The sequence below is a fragment of the Streptomyces sp. AHA2 genome (genome assembly GCF_036857595.1).
Lineage (GTDB): Bacteria > Actinomycetota > Actinomycetes > Streptomycetales > Streptomycetaceae > Streptomyces.
The window spans coordinates 102,495-117,904 of sequence record NZ_JAUQWJ010000012.1 but is presented as its reverse complement, the minus strand read 5'-3'; the positions used below and the strand labels follow the sequence as shown (position 1 = coordinate 117,904).

The following is a 15,410-nucleotide window of genomic DNA, read 5'->3' as shown; positions in this document are numbered from 1 at the left end:
AGTCGTCCGAACCGCGAGACGCGTCACATCCGTCCCGCCGAGAGAACGCAAGGAGCAGCCACGGTGCTGGAAGAAGTCGAGCGCTGGCTGAGCGCCCGTTCCTGGTCCGTGCACGACCGTCCGCTCCACAGCATCCTGGCGGCCAAGCAGCGCACGGGCCGCACGGTGAGCGTGGTGCTGCCCGCACTGAACGAGGAGGAGACCGTCGGCGACATCGCCGCCGCCGTCCGCCACGACCTGATGCTGCAGGTGCCGCTCGTCGACGAGCTGGTGGTGGTCGACTCGGGGTCGACCGACCGCACCTCCGAGGTGGCCGCCGCCGCGGGCGCGACGGTCGTGCACCGGGACGCGATCCTCCCGCGTCTGCCCGCCCTGCCGGGCAAGGGCGAGGTGCTGTGGCGCTCGCTGCTCGTCACCCGCGGTGACATCGTCTGCTTCGTCGACGCGGACCTGCGGGACTTCTCGTCCGACTTCGTCTCCGGCATCGTCGGCCCGCTGCTGACCGACCCGGAGGTCGAGCTGGTCAAGGGCATGTACGACCGCCCCCTCGGCGGGGCCGCCGGGCAGGGCGGCCGGGTCACCGAGCTGATGGCGCGCCCGCTGCTCAACATGCACTGGCCGCGGCTCGCCGGGTTCGTCCAGCCGCTGGGCGGCGAGTACGCGGCCCGCCGCTCGCTGCTGGAGCAGCTGCCCTTCCCCGTCGGGTACGGCGTCGAACTGGGCGTGCTCGTCGACGCCCTGCACCTGGCGGGCCTCGACGCGCTCGCCCAGGTCGACGTGGGCGTGCGCAAGCACCGGCACCAGGACGGGCAGGCACTCGGCAGGATGGCCGCCGAGATCTACCGCACGGCCCAGCTGCGGCTGGCCCGGGGGCACCTGATCCGGCCGTCCCTGACCCAGTTCGAGCGGAACGGCGACGGCTTCGAACCCCGGACGTACTCCGTGGACACCGAGGAACGCCCGCCGATGGTGGAGATCGCCGAGTACCAGGCGCGGCGGGCCGCCTGACCCGGGCTGTTTTCGGCCGGGCGCGGCAGGTCCGTACGTTTGAGCGTTTACAGGCCGGGCTAGGTTGAGGCCTATGGGTTCGACGCACGGTTCTGCACGGGTATTGGTGGCCTCCAACCGCGGCCCGGTCTCCTACACGGTCGGTGAGGACGGTTCGCTCGACGCCAAACGGGGCGGCGGCGGTCTGGTCTCGGGGCTGTCGGCGATCGGCTCGGACGCGGACGCGCTGTGGGTCTGCTCGGCGCTGTCCGACGGCGACCGCGAGGCGGTCCGGCGCGGGGCCGGGGAGGACGGCGTGCGGATGCTGGACATCCCGGCCGACGTGCACGCCGACGCCTACAACGGCATCGCCAACTCGGTGCTGTGGTTCGTGCACCACATGCTCTACCAGACGCCGCTCGAGCCGGTCTTCGACGCGGAGTTCCGGCGCCAGTGGGCGTCCTACGAGACGTACAACCGGGCGTTCGCCGAGGCGCTGGCCGAGGAGGCCGCACAGGGCGCGGCGGTCGTGGTGCAGGACTACCACCTGACGCTGGTGCCGGGCATGCTGCGCGAGCTGCGCCCGGACCTGAGGATCGGCCACTTCTCGCACACGCCGTGGGCGCCGCCGGAGTACTTCCGGATGCTGCCGGACGACGTGGCCGGGCAGGTGCTGCGCGGCATGCTGGGCGCGGACCGGCTGGGCTTCCTCACGCAGCGCTGGGCGGACGCGTTCACCGCGTGCGCCGAGCGGTTCGCGGGCGGGCTCGGCGGCACGCGGGTCGGCGTGCACGGGCTGGGCGCCGACGCGGACTTCCTGCGCAAGCGCGCACACGAGCAGGACGTCGAGGAGCGCATGGCGGCGCTGCGCGAGGAGATCGGCGAGGGCCGCCGCACCGTCGTCCGCGTCGACCGCACCGAGCTGTCCAAGAACATCGTGCGCGGCCTGCTGGCCTACCGCCGGCTGCTCGAGGCCCACGGCGAGTGGCGCGAGCGCGTGGTGCACGTCGCCTTCGCCTACCCCTCCCGGCAGGACCTCGCGGTGTACCGGGACTACACGGCCGAGGTGCAGCGCCTGGCCGACGAGATCAACGCCGAGTTCGGCACGCCGGGCTGGACGCCGGTCGTGCTGCACGTCAAGGACGACTTCGCCCGCTCCCTGGCCGCCTACCGGCTGGCCGACGTGGCCCTCGTCAACCCCATCCGCGACGGCATGAACCTGGTCGCCAAGGAGGTCCCGGTCGTCTCCGACGCGGGCTGCGCGCTGGTGCTGTCCCGGGAGGCCGGGGCGCACGAGGAACTGGGCGAGGACGCGATCACGGTCAACCCGTACGACGTCACGGGCACGGCCGAGGCCCTGCACGAGGCCCTGTCGATGCGCCCGGAGGAACGGGCCGAGCGCAGCAAGCGCCTGGCTGCGGCGGCCACGGCCCTGCCGCCGGCGCGCTGGTTCGTCGAGCAGCTCGACGCGCTGAGGGGCTGAGCGGCCGATGAGCACCACGTCCGCCTCCCAGCCGCTGCCCGTCCCCGTCACCGAGGCCGGGCAGGAGGGCCTGGACGCCCTGCTCGCCGGGCCGGGCAAGGCACTGATCGGTCTCGACTTCGACGGGACGCTCGCCCCGATCGTGGCCGACCCCGACCGGGCCCGGGCCCACCCGGAGGCGCTGTCCGCACTCGCCGCGCTCGCGCCGAAGGTGGCCGCCGTCGCGGTGATCACCGGCCGGCCGGCCGAGGTGGCCGTGCGCAACGGCGCCTTCGCCGACGTGCCCGGCCTGGAGCACCTGGTCGTCCTCGGGCACTACGGCGCCGAGCGCTGGGACGCCCGCACGGGTGAGGTCACCGCCCCGCCGGCGCATCCCGGGGTGGCCGCCGTGCGCGCCGAACTGCCCGGGCTGCTGGAGGGCAGCGGGACCTTCGTGGAGGACAAGGGCCGGGCCGTGGCCGTGCACACCCGGCGCGCGGCCGACCCGCAGGCCGCCTTCGAGACACTGCGCGCACCGCTGGCGGGGCTCGCGGCCCGCCACGGCCTGATCGTGGAGCCGGGCCGCATGGTCCTGGAGCTGCGCCCGCCGGGCATGGACAAGGGCGTCGCCCTGACCGGCTTCGCCCGCGAGATCGGCGCGGGCTGCGTCCTGTACGCCGGCGACGACCTCGGCGACCTGCCCGCCTACGCCGCCGTGGACACCCTCCGCACGGAGGGCACCCCGGGCCTGCTGGTGTGCAGCGGCAGCGACGAGGTGACCGAACTGCGCGACCGGGCGGACGTGGTGGTCGACGGCCCGGAGGGCGTGGTCCACCTGCTGCACGCCCTGGCACACCACGTCAACTGAAGGGCCGCCCCTTCAGGGGCGCGGGGAACCGCGCGAACAGCCGCAGCGCACCCGCACCCGGCGGACAACCCGGGGTCCCGCGGACGGCCGCAGACCACGACGTCAGCGTTCCGCCCGGCGGCGGTCCCGTATCCGCCGCAGGCGGTTGACCGTGACCGGGGCGTAAGCCAGGGCCCGGGGGTCGTCCAGCAGGGCGTTGAGAAGCTGGTAGTAGCGGACCGGCGCGAGGCCCAGTTCCTCGCGTATGGCCCGCTCCTTCGCGCCGGGGCCGGGGAAACCGCGGCCCTCCAGCGCCAGGATGTCCCGCTCCCTGCGCCCGAGCCCCGGCCGCGTCCCGCCGCTCTCCTCGTCCATGCCCGGCACCGTAACGCCTGCCACCGACAGCCGCGCTACTCCGCGCTCTCCGCCCGGCTCGCCGACGCCTGGAGGTGGCCCAGGACACCCGAGACGCTTCCGCCGGGGGCCACGGCCTTGCCGATCTGCTGCTTGACCTGCGCACTGACCTCGGCCCAGGAGGTCTTGCCGACCGGGTAGATCTCGGAGGCGGGCAGCTCCTCCAGGAACGGCCTGAGGTGCTTGTCCCGGTCGGCGGCGGCCATGGTCGACGACGCCGAGTTCGTCACCGGCAGCAGGTCGTACTCGCGGGAGAACGCCAGCACGTTCTTCTCGCTGTAGACGAAGTCGAGGAAGTCCCCGGCCTCGTCGCGGTGGCCGTTCTCGCGGAAGGCCATCATCCAGTCGGCGACGCCGAGGGTGGAGCGGCTCTTGCCGTCCTTGCCCGGCAGGGGCACCATCCCGTAGTCGACGCCCTTCTTCTCCGCGATCTTCATCAGCGAGGGGTGGCCGGTCAGCATGCCGACCTCGCCCTCCGCGAACGCGGTGAACGCGTCGGCCCGGTTGAGCTTGCCCGGCGCGACCGGCCCGGTCAGGCCCTTGCCGACCAGCTCCTCCTTCAGCCAGGTGAAGGTGCCGATGTTGTCCGGGGAGTCGATGCCGTAACTGCCGACGGTGTCGGTGTAGCCGCCCCCGCCGCTGAGCATCCACTGCATCGTCTCGGCCTGCGCCTCCTCCGGCCCGAGGGGCAGCGCGTAGGGGTACTTCACGCCCCTCGCCTTGAGCTTCTGCGCGTCCTCGGCCAGCTCGTCCCAGGTCTCGGGCGGGGTGATGCCGGCCTTGGCGAAGAGGGACTTGTTGTAGAAGAGGACCCGCGTGGAGGAGGCGAACGGCATGCCGTACTGGACGCCGTTCACCTGCCCGGCGGTGGCCAACTGCCCGAGGAAGTCGGCCTGTACGGGTATGGAGAGCAGTTCGTCGGCCTTGTACAGCTGGTCGCGCGCCGCGTAGTCGGCGTACGCGCCGATCTGCGCCAGGTCCGGCGGGTCACCGGCCGCGACCATCTCCTTGACCTTGCGGTCGACGTCGTTCCAGGAGTAGACGCTGACGTCGATGTCGACGTCGGGGTGGTCGGCCTCGTACTCCTCGGCCAGCTTCTCCCAGTACTTCTTCGAGCTGTTGGCGGCGCTGTCGCCGTAGTCGGCGGCGACCAGCTTCAGCGTGACGTCGGCCGAGCCGCCCGTGGCTCCGCAGCCACCGAGGACCGCCGTCATGCCCAGTGCGGACACCACCGCGATCGTTCCTGCCATCCGCCGCCGCTGCACCGCTGTTCGTCCCCAACCCTGGCGTCGCCGCCGTCCGAAACTTTTCGATTTTCGGAACAAGGTCTACACCACGCGAGTGGACTAGACCTCTTGCGGGTCCCCGGGTCACACTGTTCCCGTGAGACATGTCATCGCCCTCGACGTGGGCGGCACCGGTATGAAGGCCGCCCTGGCCGGACCCGAGGGCGAGATCCTGCACCGGGCCCGCCGGGCGACCGGCCGCGCCCAGGGCCCGGACGCCGTGGTCGCGGGCATCCTCGACTTCGCCGCCGAGCTGCACGCGTACGGCACCGAGCGGTTCGGCACACCCGCCTCCGCCGCGGGCGTGGCCGTCCCCGGCATCGTCGACGAGGCCCGGGGGGTCGCCGCCTACGCGGCCAACCTCGGCTGGCGCGACGTCCCGCTGCGCGACCTGCTCACCGAGCGGCTGGGCGTCCCGGTCGCCCTCGGCCACGACGTGCGCACCGGCGGCCTCGCCGAGGGCCGGGTCGGAGCGGGCCTGGGCGCGGACCGGTTCCTGTTCGTGGCGCTCGGCACCGGCATCGCGGGCGCCATCGGCGTCGACGGCCGGGTCGAGGCGGGCGCGCACGGCTTCGCCGGCGAGATCGGCCACGTCGTCGTACGCCCCGGCGGCACCCCCTGCCCGTGCGGGCAGCGCGGCTGCCTGGAGCGGTTCGCCTCGGCGGCGGCCGTCAGCGAGGCATGGGCTGCGGCCTCGGGCACCCCGGGCGCGGACGCGGCGGACTGCGCCAAGGCGGTGGAGTCCGGCGATGCCGGGGCGTGCGCGGTCTGGCAGGAGGCCGTGGACGCCCTGGCCGACGGACTGGTCACCGCCCTGACCCTGCTGGACCCCCGCGTGCTGATCGTCGGCGGTGGCCTGGCGGAGGCGGGGGACACCCTGTTCACACCCCTGCGGGAGGCGATCCGCAGCCGCATCACCTTCCAGAAGCAGCCGGCACTCGTCCCCGCGGCCCTGGGCGACGCCGCCGGATGCCTGGGCGCCGGGCTTCTGGCCTGGGATCTCCTCGACCGAACCGACCGCATGGAGGTAACTCCCTGATGGCCATTGCCCCAGGGGCGCGGGGAACTGCGCGACCAGCCACAGTGCATCCGCACCCCGCCACGGCCGGACACCCCACGGTCCTCACCGGCGCGACGGTGGTCCTCCCCACAGGAAGCGTCGAAAACGGCCGACTGGCCATCGACGGCACCCGCATCGCCGCCACCCCGCCGGAGAACGCCCGGGTGATCGACGCAACCGGCCACTACGTCGTCCCCGGCTTCGTCGACATCCACAACCACGGCGGTGGCGGAGCCTCCTTCACCTCCGGCTCGGTCGACGACATCCTCAAGGGCATCCACACCCACCGCCTGCACGGCACGACCACCCTGGTCGCCTCCACCGTCACCGGCGACATGGACTTCCTCGCCCGGCGCGCGGGCCTGCTGAGCGAACTCGCCGAGCAGGGCGAGATCGCCGGCATCCACTTCGAGGGCCCGTTCATCTCCCCCTGCCGCAAGGGCGCGCACTCCGAGGAGCTGCTGCGCGACCCGGACCCGGCGGAGGTGCGCAAGCTGATCGACGCGGCCCGGGGCCGGGCGAAGATGCTCACCCTCGCCACCGAGCTGCCCGGCGGCCTGGACTCCGTGCGCCTCCTGGCGGAGCACGGCGTGATCGCGGCGATCGGCCACACGGACGCCGGCTACGAGCAGACCGTCGAGGCCATCGACGCCGGCGCCACGGTCGCCACGCACCTCTTCAACGCCATGCCCCCGCTCGGCCACCGCGCCCCGGGCCCGATCACGGCGCTCCTGGAGGACGACCGGATCACCGTCGAGCTGATCAACGACGGCACGCACCTCCACCCCGCCGCCCTGCAGTTGGCGTTCCACCACGCGGGCGCGGACCGGGTCGCGTTCATCACGGACGCGATGGACGCGGCCGGTTTCGGCGACGGCCGCTACTGGCTCGGCCCGCTGGAGGTGGAGGTCGCGGACGGCGTGGCCCGTCTGGTGGCGGACGGCACGATCGCCGGTTCGACCCTCACCCTGGACCGCGCCTTCAAGCGGGCCGTCACGATCGACGGCCTGTCCGTCGAGGACGCGGTGACGGCGCTGTCGGCCACTCCTGCGCGGCTGCTCGGCATGGACGACACGATCGGTTCCCTGGAGCCCGGGAAGTCCGCCGACCTGCTGCTCCTGGACTCCGCCTTCGACCTCAAGGGCGTGATGCGCCGGGGTGAATGGGTGGTCGGTCCCCAACTGGGCTGATCCGTCCCGCAGTCGGGAGACGGTGGCCGAGTCCGGGACTGGGCCGGCCGCCGTGTCTTTGGCATGATCGGGCTTCGAGAAGTCCACGGCGACAAGCGCGTTCTCGGGGGAGGTCGGCCGAGGTGATCCTCACGGTCACGCTGAACACCGCTCTCGACGTCACCTATCGCGTGCGGTCCCTCAGGCCGCACACCTCCCACCGCGTCACCGAGGTGACCGAACGCCCCGGCGGCAAGGGCGTCAACGTGGCCCGGGTCCTCGCGGCCCTCGGTCACGAGGTCACGGCGACCGGCTTCACCGGCGGGGCGACCGGCCGCGTGGTCCAGGAGGGGCTGGCGGCGGTGCCGGGAGTGGTGGACGCCCTGGTCCCGATCTCGGGCGCCACCCGCCGCACGATCGCCGTGGTCGACGAGCGCACCGGCGACACCACCCAGTTGAACGAACCGGGCCCGGCCGTCCTGCCCGCCGAGTGGTCGGCCTTCCAGGAGGTCTACGCGGACCTGCTGCCCGGTGCCTCGGCGGTGGCGCTGTGCGGCAGCCTGCCGCCGGGTGTGCCGGTGGGCGCTTACGCGGGCCTGGTCCGCACCGCCCGGGCCGCCGGCGTCCCGGTCCTCCTCGACACCGGCGGCGAACCGCTGCGGCGGGGAGTCGCGGCCCGCCCCGACATCATCAAGCCGAACGCCGACGAACTGGCGGAACTGACCGGTTCCCACGAGCCGTCACGCGCCACGCAGGACGCCCGGCGCCGGGGCGCGGCCGCGGTGGTCGCCTCCCTGGGCCCGGCCGGCCTGCTCGCGGTCACCCCGGAGGGCCGCTGGCGCGCCACGCCGCCGTCCGCGATCCGCGGCAACCCGACGGGCGCGGGCGACGCGGTGGTGGCGGGCCTGCTGTCAGCCCTGACGGAACACCTGCCGTGGCCGGACCGCCTGACCAGGGCGACGGCCCTGGCAGCGGCAGCGGTCACCGCGCCGGTGGCCGGCGAGTACGACCACGAGACCTACGAGAGGCTGCTGACCACGGTCTCGGTGACCACGGAGGCCAGCGCGGCCTGAACGTGTTCGGGCGGCGCCGCTGCCCAGGCCTGTCCGACAACTCCCGCCGTCGCCCGGAGGGCGAGGCAGGAGGGAATGGTCGGACACCCCCTAGTCCTTGACCTGGCCCGCCTTCAGCCACAGCCGGTCCAGCAGGACGTTGCACTTGTCGCCGTCCCCGCAGGAGACCGTGATGGTGTTGGTGCCCTTGCTGAGAGTCGGCCACGCGTAGGTCTTGGTCCAGCCCTTGGCGAAGTCGCCGTCCTTGGCACCGGTGAAGTTGCCCAGGTTCAGCTTGCTGCCGAAGGGCTTGCCGTTGACGGTGAGCGTCATCTCCTGGTCCTCGTCCACCGTGCTGTAGCGGGCGAAGACGGTGTACGCGCCGTCCTTCGGGATGCCGTCGACGGTCCAGGTGACCGAGGAACCGGGCTGGTTGAGGTTGGCGACGTAGATGCCGCCGTCGGACTGGGCGCCCTCGACGTCCTGGGCGAGGGTCGCGCCGCCGCCGAGGCGCAGGGCCTTGGCGTCGATCGTCGGGAGTTCCGCCTGGGTGTCGTCGCCCTTGTCGGCCGACGGGCTCGGCTCGGAGTCCTCCGTCTGCGTCGGCGCCGGGTTCGCCTGGCCGCCCTCGTCGCCCTTGTCGTCGTCGCCGCCCACCATGGCCACGCCGATGCCGATGACGACCGCGGCGACCACCGCGATCGCCCCGATCAGCAGCCCCTTGGTGTTGGGCCCGCGGCCACCCCGGCCGCCGTGCCCGCCGCGACCACCGTGACCACCGTGTCCGTCCGAGTGCATCGTCGTGGTGGGAGCACCACCCGGCAGCGTCTCCGGCGCGGCGTAGTGCGCGTTCGGCTGGCCGTAGGCGCCCTGCTGCTGCGGGACCTGCCCGTAGGGCGCCTGGGCCGGGGCCTGCTGCTGGCCGTACGGGCGGGTGCCGACCGTCCGCACCCGGTTGACCGAGTTCGGGTAGCCGTAGCCCCCGGACGGCGGCTGGGCTCCGTTGGCCTGCCCGTCGGCGTAGAGATAGCCGAACGGATCGTCGTCCTCGGGCGTGCTCGCGCCGTTGTTGCCGGGCGTCATCCCTTGGTCTCCTCAGTCAAAAGCGGTGCGTACGTTCCGGTCGTAAGACAGCGAGCCTACCCGCTCCCAGGGACCCGAACGGGTGACTCAGACCGCACCGACTCGCTGACCTGGGAATCACCCGGCGCGTCTGTGTTGTTTGGGACGAGATCGTTTCTCGACGTACATCCGCTCGTCAGCGGATTTCAACACTTCGTCCGCCGTCATTCCGCAGTGTGCCCATCCGATGCCGAAACTGGCGCCCACACGGACGGCCCGGCCCTCGGCGCGAATGGGCTGGATGATCTCGTTGCGCAGCCGCACGGCGAGGTCCTGCGCGTCGGCGCGGCCGAGGCCGTCGGCGAGGATGACGAATTCGTCACCTCCGAGCCGGGCGACGGTGTCCCCGTCGCGCACCCCGTTGCTCAGCCGCCGGGCGACCTCGATGAGGACCGCGTCACCCGCGTTGTGCCCGAACCGGTCGTTGATCGACTTGAAGCCGTCCAGGTCGCAGAAGAGGACGGCGAGTCCCTTGGTGCCGTCGTCGTGGTCCCCGTCCGGGGCGACGGTGTGCACGTGGTGGTCGTAGGCGTCGTACGGCTCCACGCCCTGCCGGAAGTCGAAGCCGGGCCCCACCACGTCGAAGGCGGGGTGGCCGTAGGCCGCGTCGTGGGACTCGGCGACGGCGGAGTGCGCGGTGGCGCGCTGGCACAGGCGCGCGGACAGCCGCGAGCGCAGCTCGGCGGAGTTCGGCAGGCCGGTGAGGGAGTCGTGCGAGGCGCGGTGGGCGAGCTGGAGCTCGCGGCGCTTGCGCTCCTCTATGTCCTCGACGTGGGTGAGCAGGAAGCGCGGCCCGTCGGCGGCGTCCGCGACCACGCTGTTGCGCAGGCTGACCCAGACGTACGTGCCGTCCCGGCGGCCGAGGCGCAGCTCGGCGCGGCCGCCCTCCGCGGAGGTCCGCAGCAGGGTGCCTATGTCCTCGGGGTGGACCAGGTCGGAGAAGGAGTAGCGGCGCATCGCGGAGGCGGGGCGGCCCAGCAGCCGGCACAGGGCGTCGTTGGTGCGCAGGATCCGGCCGTGCTGGTCGCCGCCCATCTCGGCGATGGCCATGCCCGACGGGGCGTACTCGAAGGCCTGCCGGAAGCTCTCCTCGCTCGCCCGCAGCGCCTGCTGCTCGCGCTCCAGGCGGACGAGGGCGCGCTGCATGTTGGCCCGCAGACGCGCGTTGCTGATGGCGATGGCGGCCTGGAAGGCGTACATCTGCAGCGCCTCGCGGCCCCAGGCGCCGGGCCGGCGGCCGTTGCGCGGGCGGTCCACGGACAGGACCCCGATCAGCTCGCCGCAGGCCGCGTTGCCCTGCGGGCCGGGCGCGTACATGGGGGCGAAGAGGCGGTCGGCCGGGTGCCACTCGTCCTCGAAGCGGGGGGCGGGACCGTCGGTGTACCACTGCGGGACGTCGTCGTCGTCGAGGACCCAGCCCTCGGTGTGGGGTATGAACACCAGGTCGCCCCAGTGCTCACCCATGCCCAGGCGGCGCTCCCAGGAGTCGCGCGAGCCCACGCGGCCGGTGATGAGGGCCTCGGCGGCCGGGTTCCCGGCGAAGGCGGCGACGACGAGGTCGCCGTCGGGCCGGACGAGGTTCACGCACGCCAGCTCGTAGCCGAGGGCGGCGACGACCCCCTCCGCGACGGTCTGCAGTGTGTCCGCCAGGCTGCGTGCCGTGTTCATGTCGGCCATGACCTGGTGCAGTTGTCGCAGGGACGCAAGACGGACGTAGGGCTCCGACTCGGTCTCCATGCTCGCCCTCCCCCCGAGTACCTCGCAGCGAATCAAGAATCAAGGGTCTTCATCGGCGTACGGTCCTGGCAGCTTCCCCGCCACTGAATCACAGCGCGCTGCCCACTCGGTACACAGGGTCAACAATTCCTGCCCCTTGTGACTCAAGTCACAGGCAAACCTGAACAATTGAGTGGAGTTTCTGCGTTTTTCACGTGCGCCTACCGAACGCAAAGTTCGTCTGGTTGCGCACATCTATTCACGAGTCCGTTGCGCAGATGCGGTTGCTCACCGTCCGCCCGTCCGCCGGGAGTCCTAGGACCGTGATCGGGCGGGAGCCCGATGCGCGGCGCGCGGGACGGGGATTAGCGTTCCGGGTGTGCCGAACACTCCCGCCGCCCCGTCCCCGATCATGCCGCCGCCCGCCTCCGGGCATCCTGAGGGGGTGAGCAACGACGAGTTCCGCGCCGCCATGTCCCGGCTGGCCTCCGGCGTGGTCCTGGTGACCGCTCAGGAGCCGCCGCTGGACCCGGACGACCCCACGGCCCCGGGCGGCGAGGACGTGGGCATGACCGCCACGGCCTTCATGTCGGTGTCCCTGGACCCGCCCCTGGTACTGGTGAGCCTGCGCGAGGGCTCCCGCATGGACGAGCTGCTGGAGGAGCAGGAGCTGTGGGCGGTCTCGGTCCTCTCCGAGAGCCAGCGGCACATCGCGGGCCGGTTCGCCATGAAGGGCCGGGTCAGCGACCGCCTGCTGTTCGCCGACATCCCGTACACGCGCGGCGAACACACCGGATCGCCCCTGGTGGGCGGGGCCCTGGCGGTCCTGGAGTGCCGCACCGAGCAGCGCGTGCCGGCCGGCGACCACACCCTGGTGATCGGCCGCGTCCTGACGGCCCGGATCCCGAGCGCGGACGGCGGCCCGCTGACGTACTTCCGCGGCAGGTACCGGCAGCTGGGCCGGTGAACCGTTTCACCGGGCCCGCCCCAGCCCGGGCGGCCGCGTTGCGTGCTCGGCCTGGTCCAGACCCCGCCGCCCCGGCCGCAGCAGGTGCGCGCCGCGCGCCGCGGTCCTAGCCCCAGTCCCGCCCCGAGCGGCCGCGCTTGGTGTCGGAGCGCTGCTTCTTCTGGCGCAGCCGGCGTTCGTTGATGCCGCGGGGGACGCGGGTCGGCCTGCGGGGCTTGGGCGGCGGTGCGGTGGCCTCGGCCAGGAGCGCGGCCATGCGCACGGCGGCGGCCTCGCGGTTGCGCCACTGCGAGCGGTGCTCGGAGGCCCGTACCGTGACCACGCCGTCGACCAGGCGGCCGGCCAGCCGCTCCAGCGCCCGCCGCTTCCACACCTCGGGCAGCGCCTCGGTCCGCGCCAGGTCGAAACTCAGCTCGACCCGGGAGTCGCTGGTGTTGACGTGCTGCCCGCCCGGCCCCGACGAGCGCGAGAAACGCCACATCAGCTCGGCCTCGGGCAGGGAGACGGAGCCGCGGATGACAGGGGGACCGGACATGCCGTCCATGTTCCCGCTCCTGTCCGGTCCACGTCACCCGAATAATCCCGGGTAAAGAAAGTAAAGGACCTGGAACCTCGCGTACCCCTCTCCACGTTCATGGGGGTAGCTGTAGCTTCTTTGCCGCAGCTTCTTTGCCGCACGTAAACGAGGGAAGGGACTCCCAACAATGGCTGTAAGCCTGTCCAAGGGTGGCAACGTCTCGCTCACCAAGGAGGCTCCGGGCCTGACCGCCGTCACCGTGGGCCTCGGCTGGGACGTCCGCACCACCACCGGCACGGACTTCGACCTCGACGCCTCCGCGATCGCGGTCAACACGCAGGGCAAGGTCTACTCGGACGCCCACTTCGTCTTCTTCAACAACAAGCAGACGCCGGACAACTCGATCGTCCACACCGGCGACAACCGCACCGGCGAGGGCGCCGGCGACGACGAGGCGATCAACGTCGACCTCGCCGCCCTCCCGGCCGACATCGACAAGATCGTCTTCCCGGTCTCGATCTACGACGCCGAGAACCGCAGCCAGAACTTCGGCCAGGTCCGCAACGCGTACATCCGCATCGTCAACCAGGCCGGCGGCGCCGAGATCGCGCGCTACGACCTGTCGGAGGACGCGGCGACGGAGACGGCCATGGTCTTCGGCGAGCTGTACCGCAACGGCGCCGAGTGGAAGTTCCGCGCCGTCGGCCAGGGCTACGCCTCGGGTCTGGTCGGCATCGCCCAGGACTTCGGCGTGAACGTCTGACGGACGCACCCCGCCCCGTCCACGTGCGGAGCCCCCGGGCCGGTCACCGGCCCGGGGGCTCCGGCGCGCGGGCACCACCCTCCCGCCACGGACCCCGCACGAGAGCCACCAGGCACGTGATCCTCGAACTTCTGCCCCCGGCGCCCCCGAACCGGCGGCTCCTGACCGAGCTGACGGCCCTCTACGCCTCCAACCACGCCTTCCACGCCCTGAGCGGCGACTTCCCCGACCCGTACGGCATCCGCCCCGAGCAGGTCGAGGCGGCGCTGGCCGCGGAGTGGGAACAGCCCGGCACCGAGGTCCTGCTCGCCCGCGGCTTCGGCCGGCTGGTCGGCATCGCCGTCACCCTCGCCCACCATCCCGACCCCGCCGACCCCGACCCGTGGATCGGCCTGCTGATGGTGGACGCGGCCCTCCAGGGCCAGGGGCACGGCCGCCGCCTCGCGTCCCTCGTGGAGGACCGCTTCCGCCGGGCGGGCCGCGCCGCCGTGCGCCTCGCCGTCCTCACCGGCAACGACAGGGCCCTCGCCTTCTGGACCTCCCTCGGCTACGAGGCCATCGGCCACCGCGAGGACCGGCAGCTGGGCCGCCCCTGCACCGTCCTGCGCAAGGGCATCGACGCCCCGTAACGCCCGTCAGGCACGCTCGGGCCTGCCCTCGCCGTACAGCCAGTCCTCCCAGACCGCGTCGAGGTCCTTCCCCGGCGCCTGCCGCTCGACGTAGGCGGTGAAATCGGCCGTGTCGGCGTTCCCGTGGCGGTACGCGGCCGGCCAGCCGCGCAGAATCCGCCGGAAGGTCTCGTCACCCACGGTGCGGCGGATCTGCTGCAGCACCATCGCGCCCCGCCGGTACACCGGCGGGTCGGAGATCCGCGAGGCGTCCGGCGGCTCGGCCGGCGGGAAGGCCCACAACTCCTCGGCCTCCTCCTCGGTGGTGAAGTAGCTGCCCGAGTACAGCGCGTCGAAGGTCTCCTGCGCGCTCTTCCCGCCGTGCTCCTCCTCCCACAGCCACTCCGCGTACGTCGCGAACCCCTCGTTGAGCCACATGTCACGCCAGCTCTCCGGCGAGACGGAGTCGCCGTACCACTGGTGGGCCAGCTCGTGCACCAGCAGCGTCATGTCGGGCGCGCCGGGGAAGACCGGCCGGGTCTGTGTCTCCAGGGCGTAACCGACCCCGGGGGCCCGGTCGACGATCGCGCCCGTGGAGGAGAAGGGGTAGGGCCCGAACCGCCGCTCCGCCCAGGCCAGCACCTGCGGGATCCGCCGCAGCACCGGCCGGCTCGCCTCCGCCTCCGCGGGGTCCACGGCCGTGTACACGGGCAGCCCGGCCGGGGTGCGGGAACGGTCGACCTCGAAGCGGCCGATCGCGAGCGTGGCGAGGTAGCTCGCCATCGGCCGGCCCGTGTGCCACACCGACGTCGTACGGCCCCGGGCGGTGCGCTCACTGCGCAACTCCCCGTTGGACACGGCCCGCAGACCCTGCGGCACGGTCACCGTCAGGTCGTAGGCGGCCTTGTCGGAGGGGTGGTGGTTGCCGGGGAACCAGGCCATCGACCCGGTCGGCTGCCCCAGGGCGAGCACGCCGTCCGCGGTGCGCAGCCAGCCCTCCTGCGAGCCGTCCGGGTCGGTGACGGTCCGCGGCACCCCCGAGTAGCGGACGGTGACCCGGAACGTCTCGCCCCGGCGGATGTCGTCGCGCGGCCGGACGGTGAGTTCCTGGCCGGCGCGGTTGAAGCGGGCGACACGGCCGGCGACGGTGACCCCGGCGACCTCCATGCCGAGCAGGTCGAGGTTGAAGGCGGAGAGGTCCTCGCGCGCGCGGGCGGTGAGGGTGGCCGTGCCGGTCAGCCGGTGCGCGTCCGGTTCGTAGGCGAGGCGCAGGCCGTAGTGGCTCACGTCGTACCCGCCGTTCCCGGCCTTCGGGAAGTACGGGTCCCGTACGCCCGGGCCGCCGGGGGTGCCGTGCACCCCACCGCCGCATCCGGTGAGAGCGAGGACGCAGGCGAGCAGGACGGGGACACAACGTACAGATCGGGCCACGGTCGCGAT

General features: G+C 72.8%; 15 protein-coding genes. 9 read left to right on the top strand and 6 right to left on the bottom strand.

All coding sequences use genetic code 11. From position 1 onward, the window contains the following. Positions 1-63: 63 nt before the first annotated feature. The 3 genes from Q5694_RS23810 (at position 64) to otsB (ending at position 3,317) form a co-directional block, all read left to right on the top strand. On the top strand, positions 64-1,008 hold the full coding sequence (locus tag Q5694_RS23810; RefSeq protein ID WP_333935307.1) for a glucosyl-3-phosphoglycerate synthase: 945 nt from the start codon (positions 64-66) through the stop codon (positions 1,006-1,008). A gap of 73 nt (positions 1,009-1,081) precedes the next feature. Next, a complete protein-coding gene (locus tag Q5694_RS23805; RefSeq protein WP_333935306.1) occupies positions 1,082-2,470 on the top strand; it encodes an alpha,alpha-trehalose-phosphate synthase (UDP-forming) in 1,389 nt (462 codons plus the stop codon). A 7-nt stretch (positions 2,471-2,477) separates the two neighbouring features. Continuing rightward, positions 2,478-3,317: a trehalose-phosphatase gene (gene otsB, locus Q5694_RS23800; protein WP_333935305.1), complete on the top strand. Its 840-nt coding sequence runs from the start codon at positions 2,478-2,480 to the stop codon at positions 3,315-3,317. Between the two features lie 102 nt (positions 3,318-3,419). Here the strand turns inward: otsB and Q5694_RS23795 are convergent, their stop codons facing one another. Next, a complete protein-coding gene (locus Q5694_RS23795; RefSeq protein WP_333935304.1) occupies positions 3,420-3,671 on the bottom strand; it encodes a DUF3263 domain-containing protein in 252 nt (83 codons plus the stop codon). A 35-nt stretch (positions 3,672-3,706) separates the two neighbouring features. Beyond that, positions 3,707-4,960, bottom strand: coding sequence for an ABC transporter substrate-binding protein (locus tag Q5694_RS23790; RefSeq protein ID WP_333935303.1), 1,254 nt, complete (start codon positions 4,958-4,960; stop codon positions 3,707-3,709). Between the two features lie 133 nt (positions 4,961-5,093). On the opposite strand from Q5694_RS23790, the gene Q5694_RS23785 reads away from it, so the two are divergent. The 3 genes from Q5694_RS23785 to Q5694_RS23775 all read left to right on the top strand — a co-directional run bounded on the left by Q5694_RS23785 (position 5,094) and on the right by Q5694_RS23775 (position 8,298). Further along, the gene (locus Q5694_RS23785) at positions 5,094-6,035 is read left to right on the top strand and encodes an ROK family protein (protein WP_333935302.1); all 942 of its coding nucleotides are present in this window, start codon (positions 5,094-5,096) and stop codon (positions 6,033-6,035) included. Next, positions 6,035-7,246, top strand: coding sequence for an N-acetylglucosamine-6-phosphate deacetylase (gene nagA / locus Q5694_RS23780; RefSeq protein WP_333935301.1), 1,212 nt, complete (start codon positions 6,035-6,037; stop codon positions 7,244-7,246). The genes Q5694_RS23785 and nagA overlap by 1 nt, the downstream gene beginning before the upstream one ends. Before the next feature lie 122 nt (positions 7,247-7,368). Beyond that, entirely contained in the window at positions 7,369-8,298 is a 930-nt protein-coding gene (locus Q5694_RS23775) for a 1-phosphofructokinase family hexose kinase (protein WP_333935300.1), read from the top strand. Positions 8,299-8,388: 90 nt separating this feature from the next. Here Q5694_RS23775 and Q5694_RS23770 read toward each other — a convergent pair whose 3' ends face one another. Together Q5694_RS23770 and cdgB are read right to left on the bottom strand one after the other, a co-directional pair. Continuing rightward, on the bottom strand, positions 8,389-9,360 hold the full coding sequence (locus Q5694_RS23770; protein WP_333935299.1) for a carbohydrate-binding protein: 972 nt from the start codon (positions 9,358-9,360) through the stop codon (positions 8,389-8,391). A 117-nt stretch (positions 9,361-9,477) separates the two neighbouring features. Continuing rightward, positions 9,478-11,136 carry a diguanylate cyclase CdgB gene (gene cdgB, locus Q5694_RS23765; RefSeq protein WP_333935298.1) on the bottom strand — a complete coding sequence of 553 codons (1,659 nt, stop codon included), beginning with the start codon at positions 11,134-11,136 and terminating at the stop codon, positions 9,478-9,480. 358 nt (positions 11,137-11,494) lie between these two features. Between cdgB and Q5694_RS23760 the strand changes: the two genes are divergently transcribed. Next, positions 11,495-12,082 (top strand): flavin reductase family protein, encoded by a 588-nt coding sequence (locus Q5694_RS23760; protein WP_333935297.1) that lies wholly within the window; start codon positions 11,495-11,497, stop codon positions 12,080-12,082. 106 nt (positions 12,083-12,188) lie between these two features. Here Q5694_RS23760 and arfB read toward each other — a convergent pair whose 3' ends face one another. Then, a complete protein-coding gene (gene arfB / locus Q5694_RS23755; protein ID WP_333935296.1) occupies positions 12,189-12,626 on the bottom strand; it encodes an alternative ribosome rescue aminoacyl-tRNA hydrolase ArfB in 438 nt (145 codons plus the stop codon). Between the two features lie 160 nt (positions 12,627-12,786). On the opposite strand from arfB, the gene Q5694_RS23750 reads away from it, so the two are divergent. Beyond that, entirely contained in the window at positions 12,787-13,362 is a 576-nt protein-coding gene (locus tag Q5694_RS23750) for a TerD family protein (RefSeq protein ID WP_333935295.1), read from the top strand. Between the two features lie 116 nt (positions 13,363-13,478). After that, positions 13,479-13,991, top strand: a complete 513-nt coding sequence (locus tag Q5694_RS23745) for a GNAT family N-acetyltransferase (protein WP_333935294.1) — start codon at positions 13,479-13,481, stop codon at positions 13,989-13,991. A gap of 6 nt (positions 13,992-13,997) precedes the next feature. Here Q5694_RS23745 and Q5694_RS23740 read toward each other — a convergent pair whose 3' ends face one another. Next, positions 13,998-15,401: a M1 family metallopeptidase gene (locus Q5694_RS23740; protein ID WP_443040928.1), complete on the bottom strand. Its 1,404-nt coding sequence runs from the start codon at positions 15,399-15,401 to the stop codon at positions 13,998-14,000. Between the last annotated feature and the right edge of the window lie 9 nt (positions 15,402-15,410).